A 14,081-nucleotide genomic window follows, 5' to 3' on the forward strand; every position below is an offset into this window, starting at 1 on the left:
CAACGCATGCTACGGCTGCTCGTCGTCTTCCAGCGAAAACCGTTGCGCGGCACGCGTGCCGTTGCGGGCCGTTTCATCGACCACGCCCCGCATGACGACGTGCTGGCCGGGCTGCGTCGCTATGGTCGGTTGGCCCTGGTTGGGCCGGCTGTCGATCCCGGCGATGGGCGCTGCCGGGTCCGGCTCGGGGCGGCTATTGTCGAGCGACGCGTTTGAATAGATGACGTTGTCTTGCCATTGTGATGGGCTCTTCGCCGCCTCCAGGCCCTTGCCGTCTGTGTCGATGGTGTTGTCAGATGCTTCGGCGCCTGCGGCGTCGACGGAGCGGATGCGACGGGAGGCGCGCGCAAGCGGGTCGTCGCGCGGCGAGTCGGGTGGTGGCTCCGTCAGCTTGGCGCCCTCCGGACGGTGAGTCACCGGCTCTTCGGGTTGGGGTTGCGCTTGGTTGTGCTCGGCGTTGTGCATGATCAGGCTCCTGCGCCGCTGCATGCGGCATGAACCTCGACAGCGCCGCAACGCGCGTGCCCGGCCCCGGCGCTTCAGGCCCGCTTGCGCGAAGGCCGGCGCCCTGCCTCCTGCAGGAACGCCACCGCACGCGGCTCCGTCGCATAGGCGCTGTTGATGCGCACCCATGGCGATACCTCCAGGTTCGGGCGAAAGTAGTGCCCTGGCGCCAGCGTCACACCGTGCTTTTCGGCAGTAGCCGCCAGATCGCGCGAGTCCTCCACATGCGGCACCCGCGCCCACAGGAAGTTGCCGCCCGACGGATGGTGAAACACCTCCCAGCCCGCATCCGCCAACACATCGAGCGACGCGATGACGGAGTCACCCGCGCGCTGGCGAAGCCGCTCCACATATTTGCGATAGGCGCCGCGCTCCAGCAGTGTGCTCACCACGGCCTCGGCAAAGCGCGAGCCGCCCACGCTGGTGAGCATCTTCACGTTGGTCAGGTCATGCACCAGCTCGCGCTTGGCAATCAGGTAACCCACCGGCAGCGACGCCGACACCGTCTTGGAAAACCCGCCCACGTAGATCACATGATCGAGCTGGTCCAGCGTCGCCAGCCGCGCGGTCGGATCGGCCTGCAGGTCGGCAAAGATGTCGTCTTCCAGAAAGGTGAAGCCGTGGCGACGCGCCAGCTCCAGCAGCCGAAACGCGACCGGCGGCGACACGACCGAGCCGGTGGGATTCTGCAGCACGCTGTTGATGAAGAACAGCTTGGGTCGGTGCTCGCGCAGCCTCGCTTCGGTGACTTCCACGTCGGGCCCGTCGCTGCGGCGCGGAATGCCGACCAGCTTCACCCCGTGCAACCGCAGTAGGCCAAACACGGTGTAGTAGCCCGGGTCTTCCACAAACACCGTGTCGCCGGGCTTGAGGAGGTGGCGCATCACCAAGTCGATCGCCTGGCTCGTGCCGGCGGTGATGAGCACATTGGGTTGATTGGCCTGGATGCCGAGCTGGCGTGCTCGCATCATGACCTGATGGCGCAGCGCGGTGTTGCCGAGCGGTGACGAGTAGTCGATGACGGCGTGCGTGTCGGTGCGGGAGACCTGGCGGATGGCCTGCGTCAGGCCTTCCACATCGCGCCAGTCGGCCGGCACGAACCCGCCGCCGAGCTTGAGCATGCCGTCGGGGTAACTGAACTGCTCGAAGATGTGCTTGGACTCGGCCTCCGCCCGGCGCGGGTCCGACCAGCCGCGTCCGTCGCGCCCGGTCAGGTTGCTCTCCGCCACGTAGAAACCGGAGCCGTGGCGCGAGTCCAGCAGGCCCAGCGACACCAGCCGGTCATACGCCTCGATCACGGGGAATCGGCTGATGCCGTAGTCCGCCGCCAGTTGCCGGATCGACGGCAGCTTGGCGCCGGGGCGCACGTCATTGCCGCCGATCCATGCCTGCACGCCGGCCACGATCTGGTCGGAGATGGGGACGCGGGTGGCGGGGTCGATCTGGAGTTTCATGGCGCGGACGGCAGTAGAGCGTGAAAGCTACGAGACAGTTGGCAAAGACTGTTCACAACTGTTCAGCGCATTGTAATCCTGGGAAACCCAGCCCCCGGGCAAGTGGCGAATGCACCGAGTTGCAGTGATACTTGCGTTCCTGGTTCAACAACTGCGCATACCGAAAGAGAGGGGAGACGAATGAAGGCTTCGTTCAAGCGACGTCATGGGATGGCAGGCCGCGTTGTCGGCCGCTTGTTGTTGGCGGTTGCAGTCGTCCTGCTGGCACTGGCGGCAGCCGTCGCCGTCAACACGTGGCGGCACAGCTCGCGCCAACTTGATGTGCCCGCCGTTACGCCGGTTGCGGTGGATGGCCCGGCGGCCGCCGCGCACCTGGCCGAAGCCGTGCGCGCACGCACCGTGTCGAGCGCGACCGATGCGCAACTGAATGCCGACCAGTTCCGCCAGTTGCACGCCATGCTCGAGGCGCGTTATCCAAAGGCGCATGCCGTGCTGCAGCGTGAGCAAGTGGGCGACTTCGCGTTGCTCTACACCTGGAAGGGCTCCGACCCAGCGCTCAAGCCCATCATGCTGATGGCGCACCAGGACGTCGTGCCCATCGCCCCCGGTACGGAAGGCGACTGGGCCCAGCCACCTTTTGACGGCGTGGTGAAGGACGGCATGGTCTGGGGCCGCGGCGCGTGGGACGACAAGGGCAACCTGATCTCGCAGATGGAAGCCATCGAGCTGCTGGCGGCTAGCGGCTTCAAGCCGCGCCGCACCATCCACCTGGCCTTTGGCGCCGACGAGGAAGTGGGCGGCGAGCGTGGTGCCAAGCAGATCGCCGCGCTGCTCAAATCGCGCGGCGAGCGTCTCGACTTCGTGATCGACGAAGGGCTGCTGATTACCGAGGGCGTGCTGCCGGGGCTCACCAAACCGGCTGCGCTGATCGGCGTGGCAGAGAAGGGTTTTCTCTCCGTGCAACTCAAGGTCGGGGCCACGCCGGGGCATTCGTCGATGCCGCCGCCGCACGGGCAGAGCGCCATCGCCATGATGAGCGCCACGCTCAAGCGGTTGGATGACGATCAATTGCCCGCCGGCATTCGCGGCGTTGCGCAGGAGATGTTTGCAACGCTGGCGCCCGAGATGCAGGGTTTCAGCCGCGTGGCGCTGTCCAACCTGTGGCTGTTCGGGCCGCTGGTGCAGAAGCAACTGGAAGCATCGGGCAGCTCCAACGCCATGCTGCGTACCACCACCGCGCTGACCATCGTGCAGGCTGGCAACAAAGACAACGTGCTGCCCGGCCGCGCCGAGGCCACGGTCAACTTCCGCCTGCTGCCCGGCGACACCATCGCCTCCGTCACCGCGCACGTGGAAGACGCCGCCAAGGCGGCCGCGCCCAAAGGCAAGTTCGAGCTGACCCGGCTGCCGGGTTCCAGCGAAGCGTCGCCGGTGTCGCCAATGCAGTCGGCGTCGTATCAGTTGATCAACAAGACGGTGCGCGAGCTGTTCCCGGGCACGGTCGTGGCGCCCGGGCTGATGATTGGGGCGACGGATTCGCGCCACATGATCGAGATTGCCGACCATGTGTATCGGTTTTCGCCGGTGCGCGCCAAGCCGGAAGACCTGCCGCGCTTTCATGGCACCAACGAGCGGATCACCGAGGCCAACCTGGTGGAGCTGATCCGGTTCTACCACCGGTTGGTGCAGCAGGCGGCCGGGGCTTGATATCAGTGGGTCAGTGGGTGTTGGCCAGCAGCGCGTCGATGTGCGCGTCGTTGGTGGCTTCGGGGCGGCGCAGTTGCGTGCTGCGGCTGCCGCCCACTGAGATGGCCGTGTCGCCGTGCACGGTCACGCGGCGCACCAGGCGCGGCTGGTTGCCGTAATCGTTGATGGCGTAGTGCTGCGTGGCGCGGTTGTCCCAGATGGCGACGTCATGCTGGCGCCATTGCCAACGCACGGTGTTGTCGAGCCGGGTCACGCGGTTCTGCAGCAACTCAAACAGCCGCGTCGACTCGCTGCCCGACAGCCCGGTGAAGCGTTTGACGAAGTGCCCGAGCAGCAGGGCGCGTTCGCTGGTCTCGGGGTGCACGTGCACCACCGGGTGCGAGGCTTCATATACCGCGGCGGTAAATACATCGCGGTGATGGCGCAGACGTGCGCTGTCGATCTGCGTGCGCTCGGCGCCGTAGTCGTAATCGTTGGTGTGCACGGCCCAGAGCTGCTCGGCAAGCTGTTTGAGCGGGTCGGGCAACTGTTCATAGGCGCGGGCGGTGTTGGCCCAGACCGTGTCGCCGCCGAAAGCCGGAATCGTCACCGCGCGCAGGATCGACACCTTCGGAAACGCATCGAGAAACGTCACGTCGGTGTGCCACGAGTCGGCACGGCCGCCACCCTTTGACGCGTCCAGTTCAAACAGTTGCGTGCCGGTAGGCGCCGGCACGGTCGGGTGGGCGACGATGCGGCCAAAGCGCTTGCCGAAGGCCTGGTGCCGGTCATCGTCCAGATGCTGCTGGTCGCGAAAGAACAACACCTTGTACTTGAGCAGCGCCGCATACAGGCTCGCGAACGTGTCTTCTGCCAACTCCGCGCCGAGCTTGAGGTCGAGCACCTCCCCGCCGATATGTCCGGCCACCCGGCGTACGCGCAGGGTGCCGAACGTGGTGTCGATGGCGGCGTTGTGATCGTCTGGCATGGCGGCTCCGGCAAAAGATGGCGATGGACCATGCTAATGAGCCCGCGCCCCGCCGAGAACGAACGGTTTGACATATCCAAATGCAGTTCTGTCGGTCATGCCGATGAACTGTTCGCGAAAGATGCTGAACAGTTCAGCCAAACTGTTCGCAACTGTTCATGTCATCGGTTTGATCTGCCGCGCAAGATGGAACCGTGCCGATCCGCAGTCCCCATAAAAATCCACCACGAACCCCGGCACAGGAGTCTCAACCATGCGCGAAATCAGAATCTTCGAACTGGACCGGCCGGGCGTGCCGGTGAGCTGGCGGTCGGCACGGGCCCAAACCATCGCCGCACAAGCCGGGCTGTTGTGGGTCACGCAAGAGCATCAGCGCCAGGACATCTGGCTCAAGCCCGGCCAGTCGATCGACGTGCCGGCGGGCGTGCGCTTCTGGCTCTCCGGTGAGCCGGTCGACGGTACGCCGGCGCGCTTTGCCGTGACCGAAGATATCAACGCCCCGCGCCGCCTGCTGCGTTTTATCGGCTTGCTGGTGGTGGCTGCGTATCGGCAGATTCTGCGTGACGACGGGCAGGATGCCGCGCGTACGCCGTCGGCACAGCGGATCGGCACCTAAGCCTCGCGTCAAGCCGGAAACACGAGCCGGAATTCGGTCCGCCCACCCGGCGGGCTGCTGGCCTGCACGCTACCGCCGTGCAGGTCCATGATGGTCTTGACGATGGCCAGTCCCAACCCGGTCGACTGGCTTGATTGCGCCCCAGACTGCGCCCGCGAGGGGTCGCCCCGGTAGAACCGCTCGAATAGCAGCGGCAGGGCGGTGGGCGGAATGCCCGGTCCTGGGTTGTGCACGGCGATTGCGATGCCCTGCGGCGCTATCTCGATCGTCACGTCGATGCGCTCGCCGGTAGGGGTGTGACGCAGCGCGTTATCGAGCAGGTTGTTGATCGCCCGGCGCAGCAACGTGGCGTCTGCGTGCAGCCGCGCATCGCCGTGCACATCGATGGCGATATCACGATCGGCGGCCACCGCCTCGAAGTAGTCGACCAGCACCTGCACCTCGTGCCGCGCATCCAGGGGCGCGATGGACAGCGCCACGCGTGCGTGGTCGGCGCGCGCCAGGAACAGCATGTCTTCGATCATGTGCGACAGGCGCGCGTATTCCTCCAGGTTGGATTCGAGCACGCTGCGGTATTCCTCGACCGTGCGCGGGTGTGCGATTGTGACTTCCGTCTGGCCCACCAGGTTGGCCAGCGGCGTGCGGAAGTCATGCGCCAGGTCCGCAGAGAACTGCGACAGCCGCGCAAAGCCGTCCTGCAGGCGCGTGAGCATGGCGTTGAGCGATGCCAGCAGGTCCGCCAATTCGCGCGGCGCGCCCTGCAGCGTGAGACGCGTGTCGAGCTGGCTCGGCACCACGGCCGCGGCCTGATTGCCGATGCGTGCCAACCCGCGCAGCGTGCCCCGCACGAGCAGCAGGCTCAGCAATGCCACCGCGGCCACGCCGCCAAGCACGGCAAACACGATGTGGCGCTGATACTGGGTCAGCAACGCTGCACGGCTGTCGCCATCCTGCGCCACCAGCACGACGACTTTTGCGGTGTTCTGCCCCAGCCATGCCTCCGCGGCCACGGCGCGTGATGTCATGCCAGTCATCGACGTCCAAGTCTGTACGGAAGACTCCGACGGCGGCACCGCAGCCGCAACCACGTGCGGCATCTTCACCTGTTCCCCCTCGGGGTTCACTTCCACCAGGGTGCGGCCTTCGGGCGTGGCAATGCGCAGGATCAATCCATCGTGGCCCGACACCACATCGGTATAGCGGTGCGCGGTGCGCGCCAGATCGTCGGCGTTGAGCGCCTCACTGGCCAGGTGGCGCAGTTGCGTGATCTTGCCGAGCAGCATCGCATCGTCAGCCACGCGCAGTTGCGCGTTGAGTGCGAAGTACAGATACGTGCCGGCTGCCGTGAGCGTGACCGACGCCACCACCACAAACGCCAGTACGAGCCGGCCGGCAAGGGATGCAGGCCAGCGCATCAACGGCCCACCGCGTCCAGCACGTAGCCCATGCCGCGCAACGTGTGGATCAGTTTGTGCTCAAACGGATCGTCCACCTTGGCGCGCAGCCGCCGGATCGACACATCCACCACGTTGGTGTTGCTGTCGAAGTTCACGTCCCACACCTGCGAGGCGATCAGCGAGCGCGAGAGAACCTCGCCCGCGCGGCGCGCCAGCAGATGCAGCAGCGCGTATTCCTTGGCGGTCAGGTCGATGCGCTGGCCGGCGCGTGTCACCCGGCGCTTGATCGTGTCGATCGTCAGGTCGGCAATTTCGAGGATCTCGCTTTCACGCAGCGGGCCGCGCCGCAGGATGGTGCGCACGCGCGCCACCAGCTCGGCAAAGGCGAAGGGTTTGACGAGGTAGTCGTCCGCGCCCAGCTCCAGGCCCTTCAGGCGGTCGGCCAGTTCATCGCGCGCGGTCAGGCACAGCACCGGCGTGCTCTTGCGGCGGCGCAGTTCCTGCAGCACCTGCCAGCCGTCCATGCCGGGCAGCATGACGTCGAGCACGATCAGGTCGTAGTCATGCTCCATGGCCTGGAACAGGCCATCGGGGCCCGTGCGGGCGAGGTCGGCCACAAAGCCGGATTCCGTCAGGCCCTTGAGCAGGTAATCGCCCGCTTTGGGCTCGTCTTCAACAATGAGCAGTCGCATGATGAAAAATGGCGCGCGCTTGATGCATCCGCCAGTGCCGCCACGATATGCCAAAACCCCCGACGGGGGCACAAAGATGACAAGTTTGTCATCTTCGAGTCATGCCCGCGTGGTGCACCGCTCCCTAGACTGGCCCCACTGACATCGCCCCCTTCCTGTTTGCTGATGTCAGGCCTTTTGAAGGAGATTCTCATGGCGATTCGATTCCAACGTGTGCTGTCCCTGGCTGCTCTGGCCGCAATGCTGGCAACCGGCACCGCCGTTGCCGCGCAAGACAACCAGTCTGCCTGCTGCGCTCCGCAGATCAAGTCGATGGCCGCGCCGCTGGCCAAGGCCGGCGCGCGTGACCCGTACACCGATGGCGCCAAGTCCGGTACCCGCGACCCCTACACCGATGGCGGCAAAACCGGCGCCCGCGATCCGTACACGGACGGTGCAGCACAAACGGTGCTCGAGGCCCGCGTTGGCGCCCGCGATCCTTACACCGATGGCGGCTTGAGCAGCCCGCGCAGCCCGGATCCATACACCGACGGCGCGATTGCGTAATGCGTTGTTTCCAGACCGCCGGGGCGGCTCTCATCTGCCTTTTGGCTGCCCCGTTGGCCACCGCAGCGGTGCCTGACCCCGTCGCTCCGGTGGCCCTTTCTATGCCAGGCGGGCCTGCGGCTGCGTCATCCGAATGCGTGACGCTGCAGCAAGCCGTTGAACGCGCGGTGCAGTCGCATCCGGCGCTGGCCGCTGCCGGGTATGAGGTGGCCGCCAGCGAGGGCGCACTCGACCAGGCCCGCCGGCTGCGCAATCCCGAAGCCGCCTTCACGACAGAAGACGTCCGGCGCGACCGCGCCACGATGACGGCGCAACTGAATATCCCTTTGGAACTGGGCGGCAAGCGCGGTGCCCGCGCGCGCGCCGCACAAATCACCCGGGACGCCACGGCGCAAGATGCCGCCGTGCTGCAGGCCGAGTTGCGTGCGGATGTCACGCGGGCCTTCTTCGACCTGGTGATCGCGCAGGAGCGCCTGGCGCTCGCGCAGGCGTCGGATGGGTTGGCCGCTCAGGCCGAATCCGCGGCCGCGCGGCGCGTGCAAGCGGGGAAAGTCTCGCCGGTGGAGCAGACCAAGGCTGGCGTGGCCCGCGCCAGTGCCGCCATCGAACTGCGTGACGCGAATGCCGAACTGTTGGTCGCTCAACGTGCATTGGCGGCCTTCTGGGGCACGCCTTTTGCCGCGCCTGAAGCCGACGGAAGTGCGGAGACGCTCCCCGTCGTGCCGCCCGAAGCGCGACAAGCCACCGGTGCACTGGAAAATACGCCTCGTGCCGTCCGTGCCCGTCTGGAGATTGACCGCCGCCAGGCACTTGCCAACGTGGAGCGCAGCAAACGCGTGCCCGACGTGACGCTCACGGTGGGCGCCAAGCGCGACAGCGCCGCGAACAACAACATGGCGGTGCTCGGCATTGCCGTGCCTTTGCCGCTGTTTGATCGCAACCAGGGCAGCCAGCTCGAAGCACAGCGGCTGGCCGACAAGGCGTTTGAAGACTACCGCGCCCTGCAGCTTGAACAGAACGCCACGCTCGCGCAGGACGTGGCACGGCTCGACGCAGCGCGCGCCGCCGTGCAGTCGCTGCGGCAAGACGTGTTGCCAGGTGCGCAGCGCGCGTATGACGCCGCACGCATCGGCTTTGATGCGGGCAAGTTCAATTTTCTCGATGTGCTGGACGCCCAGCGCACGCTGTTCCAGGCGCGTGCGCAATACCTGGCCGCGCTGTCGCGCGCGCATCAGGCGGCCGCCGGTATCGATCGCATCCTCGGCCGGTAGTGCGGCCGCTCTCTTTCCGCTGACATGACACTTCCACCGCAACAACGGCGCGCCATCGCGCTCATCGTCGTGCTTGGCGCGCTGGCCGCTGCCGGGCTCTGGTTCGGTATGGGCGCGCGCCAGGCTGCGACGCCCGAGGCCGAGGCGGCACCTGCACCCGCCACCACCGAGCAGGCTGAGGCACCCCACGCCGAAACGCTTGCCATGACGGCTGAAGCCATCGCCAATGCGAAGATCGGCGTGGAAAGCGCAGGCGCCGCCGAGCTGCGAACGGAGGTTGTCCTGCCCGGTGAAATTCGCCTGAACGAAGACCGAACCGCCCACGTGGTCCCCCGTGTGGCGGGCGTGGCGGAGAAGGTGGCGGTGGAGCTAGGCCAACCGGTGGCGCGCGGCCAACTGCTGGCCGTGCTGTCCAGCCCCGCGCTGTCGGATCAACGCAGCGAACTGCAGGCGGCCCAGCAACGCCTTGCGCTCGCGCAGGAAACACACGCACGCGAAAAGCGCCTCTGGGAGCAGGGCATCGCTGCCGAACAGGATTACCAGCAGGCGCGTACATCGCTGCAGGAAGCGCGCATTGCCGCGGACAACGCCCGCCAGAAGCTGACGGCCATTGGTGCCGCGCCGGCGGGCTCGGCGTTGAATCGCTTCGAGCTGCGTGCGCCGTTTGATGGCGTGGTGGTCGCCAAGCACTTGTCGCAGGGCGAAGCGGTGCAGGCGGAAACAGCCGTCTTTACGGTGGTGGACCTGCGCACCGTCTGGGCGGATTTCTCCGTGACTGCCAAGGATCTGGAGGCGGTCACCGCCAACGCGTCGGCTACTGTGCGTGCCACGGTCACCGGTACCGCCGTGCAAGGCAAGGTCGCTTACGTTGGCGCATTGCTTGGCGAGCAGACCCGCACCGCGCCCGCCCGCGTCACGCTCGACAACCCCAAGCTCGCATGGCGCCCGGGCATGTTCGTCAACGTATCCGTTGAATCGGGGCGCGTGCAGGTGCCCGTGGCCGTGCGTGCCGATGCCGTGCAGACCGTCGATGACAAGCCGTCGGTGTTCGTGCCCGTGCCGACCGGCTTTGAGGTACGCCCCGTCAAGACAGGCCGCACTGACGGCAGCTGGACGGAAATCCTGGAGGGCCTTCCCGCCGGCACGCGCTACGCTGCGGCCAACAGCTACGTGCTGAAGGCCGAAGCCGGCAAGTCCGCCGACCACGGCCACTGAAAGGAGGCGCCATGTTTGAACGCCTCTTGCGCACCGTCATCGCGCAGCGCTGGCTGGTGCTGATGGCCGTGCTGGCGACCGCCGCGTTCGGCGCCTACAGCTATACACGCCTGTCGATCGACGCGGTGCCCGACATCACCAACGTGCAGGTGCAGATCAACACGCCGGCACCGGGCTATTCGCCGCTGGAAACCGAACAACGCATCACGTATGCGCTGGAAACCGCCATGGCCGGCTTGCCGAAGCTGGAGCAGACGCGCTCGCTCTCGCGCTACGGCCTGTCGCAGGTGACGGTGATCTTCAAGGAAGGCACCGACATCTACTTCGCGCGCCAGTTGGTGAGCGAACGTCTGCAGGCCGCAAAGGAACAGTTGCCCGATGGTATTTCGCCAAGCATGGGGCCCGTCTCCACGGGCCTGGGCGAAATCTACCTGTGGACCGTGGAGGCCGACGCCAACGCGCGCAAGCCCGACGGCACCGCCTACACCCCCGCAGATTTGCGCGAGTTGCAGGACTGGGTGATCCGCCCGCAGATCCGCAACGTGCCGGGCGTGACGGAAGTCAACACCATCGGCGGCTTTGCAAAAGAATTCCTGGTGGCAACGAGCCCCGAACGCCTGGCCTCGTACAAGCTCACACTGGCCGATGTGGTGGCCGCGCTGGAGCGCAACAACGCCAACATCGGCGCCGGCTATATCGAGCGCAAGGGCGAGCAATACCTTGTGCGCGCGCCCGGCCAGCTGCGTGACGCGGCCGATATCGGTAACGTGATGCTCGTCAGCCCCAACGGCACGCCGGTGCGCTTGCGTGACGTCGCCACCATCGAAAGCGGCAGCGAGTTGCGCACCGGCGCCGCCACCAGCAATGGGCGCGAGGTGGTGCTCGGCACGGCATTCCTGTTGATGGGTGAGAACAGCCGCACCGTTTCGCAGGCCGTGGACAAGCGCATGCAGGAGATCCGCAAGACGCTGCCACCGGGCATTCGGGTGGAGTCGGTGTACGACCGCACGGTACTCGTCGACAAGGCCATCGCCACGGTCAAGAAGAACCTGCTGGAAGGCGCCATTTTGGTGATGGCGGTGCTGTTCCTCTTCCTGGGCAACCTACGTGCAGCCGTGCTGACCGCGCTGGTGATTCCCCTGTCGATGCTGATGACGTTCAGCGGCATGGTGTCGGCCAAGGTGAGCGCCAATCTGATGAGTCTGGGCGCGCTGGACTTCGGCATCATCGTCGACGGTGCCGTGGTGATCGTCGAGAACTGCGTGCGGCGCCTTGCGCATGCGCAGGAGGCACGTGGTCGACCGCTCACGCGCGCCGAGCGCTTTGAAGAGGTGTTCGAAGCCGCCCGCGAGGCACGCCGCCCGTTGCTGTATGGGCAGCTCATCATCATGGTGGTGTACCTGCCGATCTTTGCGCTCTCGGGTGTGGAGGGCAAGATGTTCCATCCGATGGCGATCACGGTGGTGCTGGCACTGGCTGCGGCCATGATCCTCTCCATCACGTTTGTGCCCGCTGCCGTGGCGTTGTTCATTGGCGAACGCGTGGCTGAGAAAGAGAACCGCCTGATGGGCTGGGCGCGCCTTGTGTATGCGCCGCTGCTCGAACGCGTGCTGGCCGCGCCCGCTGTGGTGCTGACGTTTGCAGCGGTGGCGGTGCTGGTCTCGCTCGTGGCTGCCACGCGCCTGGGCGCAGAGTTTGTTCCCAACCTGAACGAAGGCGATCTTTCCATTCAGGCCATGCGCGTGCCGGGCACGGGCCTGGCGCAATCGCTGGATATGCAGATGCAGATCGAGCGCACGCTCAAGGCGAAGTTTCCCGAGATCGAGCGTGTGTTCGCGCGCACAGGCACCGCAGAAGTCGCGACCGACGTGATGCCGCCCAGCATCTCCGACGGCTACATCATGCTCAAGCCCGAGCGCGACTGGCCGGCCGGCGCCGATGGCGAACGCCGCAACCGGGATCAGTTGCTCGCCGACATTCGTGCCACGGTGGAAGCACTGCCCGGCAATGCGTACGAGTTCTCGCAGCCGATTCAGCTGCGCTTCAACGAGCTGATCTCGGGCGTGCGCAGCGACGTGGCTGTCAAGCTTTTCGGCGATGACATGGGCGTGCTTGAGGCGCAGGCCAGGATCATTGCCGCGCAGCTCGGCAAGCTGGCCGGCGCCACCGAGGTGAAGATCGAGCAGACCGGCGGACTGCCTTTCCTGAACGTCGACATTGATCGCGACAAGGCTGCACGCTACGGCCTCTCCATCGGTGCGATTCAGGACACGGTGTCCGCTGCCATTGGGGGTAAGGATGCGGGCACGGTATTCCAGGGCGACCGTCGTTTCGGCATCGTCGTGCGCCTGCCGGAAACCGCACGCAGTGATCCGGCAGCACTGGGCCGCCTGCCGCTGGCGTTGCCCAACGGGCAGGGTTACGTGCCACTGTCGGATGTGGCCACGCTCAACGAAATCACGGGCCCCAACCAGGTCAGCCGCGAAGACGGCAAGCGCCGCATCGTCGTCAGCGCCAACGTGCGCGGGCGCGACATCGCCTCGTTCGTCGAAGAAGCGCAGGCGGTGCTCGATGCGCAGGTGCGCCTGCCGGCCGGTTACTGGATGGCGTGGGGCGGGCAGTTCGAGCAGTTGCAGTCGGCTACCGAGCGCCTGCAGATCGTGGTGCCGCTGGCGCTGGCCATGGTGCTCACGCTGCTGTTCATGATGTTCGGCAACCTGAAGGACGGTTTGCTGGTGTTCTCCGGTATTCCGTTCGCGCTGTCGGGCGGCATTCTGGCGCTGGCGTTGCGCGGTATTCCGCTGTCGATTTCAGCGGCGGTGGGCTTCATCGCGCTGTCGGGCGTGGCGGTGCTCAACGGGCTGGTGATGCTGAGCTTTATCCGCAGCCTGCGAGAGAACGGCAAGTCGGTCGACGAGGCCGTGCGTGAGGGCGCCCTCACACGCTTGCGCCCGGTGTTGATGACCGCGCTGGTGGCGTCGCTCGGCTTCGTGCCGATGGCGCTGGCAACCGGTACGGGCGCGGAGGTGCAGCGTCCGCTGGCCACGGTGGTGATCGGAGGGATTCTGTCGTCGACGGCGCTGACGCTGCTGGTGTTGCCGGTGCTGTATCGGCTGGCTTATCGACGGGAGGGCGGACGAGAAGGCGCCACGGCGCAGGCGGATTCGGCAGTGCCGTCCGCTGCGCCGTGACGGGGGCGCTTATTCCGCTTGCAGTGCGGCGATGATCTTCTCGGCGTGGGCCTTCAGCTTGTCGGTGTCGGCCTGCACGCGGGCGTGGGGTTGCAGCGGGGTATCGCTGTAGCGCGGCAGCACGTGAAAGTGCACATGCGGCACCGTCTGCCCGGCAGCGCTGCCGTTGAGCTGGAAGACCGCGATGCCCGGGGGCGTGAACGCAGCACGCACGGCGCGCGCCAGCTTGCGCGTGGTGCGGATGGCGGCCGATGCAGCATCATCCGACAGGTCGAACAGCTCTGCCGCGCCTTCCTTGGGCAGCACCAGCACGTGGCCGTCGGCCTGCGGCATGATGTCCATGAAAGCGATGGTGTGGTCGTCTTCGTACACCTTGATGCACGGCAGCTCGCCGCGCAGGATCTTGGCGAAAATGTTCTGGTTGTCGTAAGTCGCGTCAGGCATGGGTGTCTCCAGTAAGCGGGAAATGCACGGGAAAGCGCTGCGCGAAAGTATATAGGCGACCGGCGGCGAGGCGCGTG

12 protein-coding genes are annotated in these 14,081 nt (G+C 66.3%); 6 read left to right on the plus strand and 6 right to left on the minus strand.

The genetic code is table 11. The features are described 5' to 3' along the window. Nucleotides 1-9: 9 nt before the first annotated feature. Nucleotides 10-465: a DUF3005 domain-containing protein gene (locus tag ACU8YE_RS14995; RefSeq protein WP_446929041.1), complete on the minus strand. Its 456-nt coding sequence runs from the start codon at nt 463-465 to the stop codon at nt 10-12. A gap of 74 nt (nt 466-539) precedes the next feature. Then, nucleotides 540-1,958 carry an aminotransferase-like domain-containing protein gene (locus tag ACU8YE_RS15000; RefSeq protein WP_446929042.1) on the minus strand — a complete coding sequence of 473 codons (1,419 nt, stop codon included), beginning with the start codon at nt 1,956-1,958 and terminating at the stop codon, nt 540-542. Between the two features lie 180 nt (nt 1,959-2,138). On the opposite strand from ACU8YE_RS15000, the gene ACU8YE_RS15005 reads away from it, so the two are divergent. Beyond that, nucleotides 2,139-3,665: a M20 family peptidase gene (locus ACU8YE_RS15005; RefSeq protein ID WP_446929043.1), complete on the plus strand. Its 1,527-nt coding sequence runs from the start codon at nt 2,139-2,141 to the stop codon at nt 3,663-3,665. 10 nt (nt 3,666-3,675) lie between these two features. On the opposite strand, the gene ACU8YE_RS15010 is transcribed toward ACU8YE_RS15005, so the two are convergent. Continuing rightward, the gene (locus ACU8YE_RS15010; protein WP_446929044.1) at nt 3,676-4,632 is read right to left on the minus strand and encodes a TauD/TfdA dioxygenase family protein; all 957 of its coding nucleotides are present in this window, start codon (nt 4,630-4,632) and stop codon (nt 3,676-3,678) included. Nucleotides 4,633-4,885: 253 nt separating this feature from the next. On the opposite strand from ACU8YE_RS15010, the gene ACU8YE_RS15015 reads away from it, so the two are divergent. Continuing rightward, nucleotides 4,886-5,248 carry a DUF2917 domain-containing protein gene (locus ACU8YE_RS15015; protein ID WP_045203446.1) on the plus strand — a complete coding sequence of 121 codons (363 nt, stop codon included), beginning with the start codon at nt 4,886-4,888 and terminating at the stop codon, nt 5,246-5,248. Between the two features lie 8 nt (nt 5,249-5,256). On the opposite strand, the gene ACU8YE_RS15020 is transcribed toward ACU8YE_RS15015, so the two are convergent. Further along, a complete protein-coding gene (locus tag ACU8YE_RS15020; protein WP_343621321.1) occupies nt 5,257-6,666 on the minus strand; it encodes a heavy metal sensor histidine kinase in 1,410 nt (469 codons plus the stop codon). Next, nucleotides 6,663-7,337, minus strand: coding sequence for a heavy metal response regulator transcription factor (locus ACU8YE_RS15025; RefSeq protein WP_232039092.1), 675 nt, complete (start codon nt 7,335-7,337; stop codon nt 6,663-6,665). Before ACU8YE_RS15025 ends, ACU8YE_RS15020 begins: the two co-directional genes overlap by 4 nt. 192 nt (nt 7,338-7,529) lie before the next feature. Between ACU8YE_RS15025 and ACU8YE_RS15030 the strand changes: the two genes are divergently transcribed. The 4 genes from ACU8YE_RS15030 to ACU8YE_RS15045 are packed head-to-tail and all read left to right on the plus strand — an operon-like array spanning nt 7,530 to nt 13,560. After that, complete coding sequence (locus ACU8YE_RS15030) at nt 7,530-7,883, plus strand: hypothetical protein (protein WP_446929045.1); 354 nt, start codon at nt 7,530-7,532, stop codon at nt 7,881-7,883. Further along, entirely contained in the window at nt 7,883-9,154 is a 1,272-nt protein-coding gene (locus tag ACU8YE_RS15035) for a TolC family protein (RefSeq protein ID WP_446929046.1), read from the plus strand. The genes ACU8YE_RS15030 and ACU8YE_RS15035 overlap by 1 nt, the downstream gene beginning before the upstream one ends. A 24-nt stretch (nt 9,155-9,178) precedes the next feature. Next, nucleotides 9,179-10,369, plus strand: coding sequence for an efflux RND transporter periplasmic adaptor subunit (locus ACU8YE_RS15040; protein ID WP_446929047.1), 1,191 nt, complete (start codon nt 9,179-9,181; stop codon nt 10,367-10,369). A gap of 11 nt (nt 10,370-10,380) precedes the next feature. Continuing rightward, nucleotides 10,381-13,560 carry an efflux RND transporter permease subunit gene (locus ACU8YE_RS15045; RefSeq protein ID WP_446929048.1) on the plus strand — a complete coding sequence of 1,060 codons (3,180 nt, stop codon included), beginning with the start codon at nt 10,381-10,383 and terminating at the stop codon, nt 13,558-13,560. 9 nt (nt 13,561-13,569) lie between these two features. Here the strand turns inward: ACU8YE_RS15045 and ACU8YE_RS15050 are convergent, their stop codons facing one another. Beyond that, the gene (locus tag ACU8YE_RS15050) at nt 13,570-14,004 is read right to left on the minus strand and encodes an HIT family protein (RefSeq protein ID WP_446929049.1); all 435 of its coding nucleotides are present in this window, start codon (nt 14,002-14,004) and stop codon (nt 13,570-13,572) included. Between the last annotated feature and the right edge of the window lie 77 nt (nt 14,005-14,081).

It is taken from the genome of Ralstonia sp. VS2407, assembly GCF_052950655.1.

What these genes read in the sequence shown, in the direction of transcription:
- ACU8YE_RS14995 (WP_446929041.1), bottom strand. Translation starts at nt 465, where the DNA reads ATGCACAACGCCGAGCACAACCAAGCGCAACCCCAACCCGAAGAGCCG.
- ACU8YE_RS15000 (WP_446929042.1), bottom strand. Translation starts at nt 1,958, where the DNA reads ATGAAACTCCAGATCGACCCCGCCACCCGCGTCCCCATCTCCGACCAG.
- ACU8YE_RS15005 (WP_446929043.1), top strand. Translation starts at nt 2,139, where the DNA reads ATGAAGGCTTCGTTCAAGCGACGTCATGGGATGGCAGGCCGCGTTGTC.
- ACU8YE_RS15010 (WP_446929044.1), bottom strand. Translation starts at nt 4,632, where the DNA reads ATGCCAGACGATCACAACGCCGCCATCGACACCACGTTCGGCACCCTG.
- ACU8YE_RS15015 (WP_045203446.1), top strand. Translation starts at nt 4,886, where the DNA reads ATGCGCGAAATCAGAATCTTCGAACTGGACCGGCCGGGCGTGCCGGTG.
- ACU8YE_RS15025 (WP_232039092.1), bottom strand. Translation starts at nt 7,337, where the DNA reads ATGCGACTGCTCATTGTTGAAGACGAGCCCAAAGCGGGCGATTACCTG.
- ACU8YE_RS15030 (WP_446929045.1), top strand. Translation starts at nt 7,530, where the DNA reads ATGGCGATTCGATTCCAACGTGTGCTGTCCCTGGCTGCTCTGGCCGCA.
- ACU8YE_RS15035 (WP_446929046.1), top strand. Translation starts at nt 7,883, where the DNA reads ATGCGTTGTTTCCAGACCGCCGGGGCGGCTCTCATCTGCCTTTTGGCT.
- ACU8YE_RS15040 (WP_446929047.1), top strand. Translation starts at nt 9,179, where the DNA reads ATGACACTTCCACCGCAACAACGGCGCGCCATCGCGCTCATCGTCGTG.
- ACU8YE_RS15045 (WP_446929048.1), top strand. Translation starts at nt 10,381, where the DNA reads ATGTTTGAACGCCTCTTGCGCACCGTCATCGCGCAGCGCTGGCTGGTG.
- ACU8YE_RS15050 (WP_446929049.1), bottom strand. Translation starts at nt 14,004, where the DNA reads ATGCCTGACGCGACTTACGACAACCAGAACATTTTCGCCAAGATCCTG.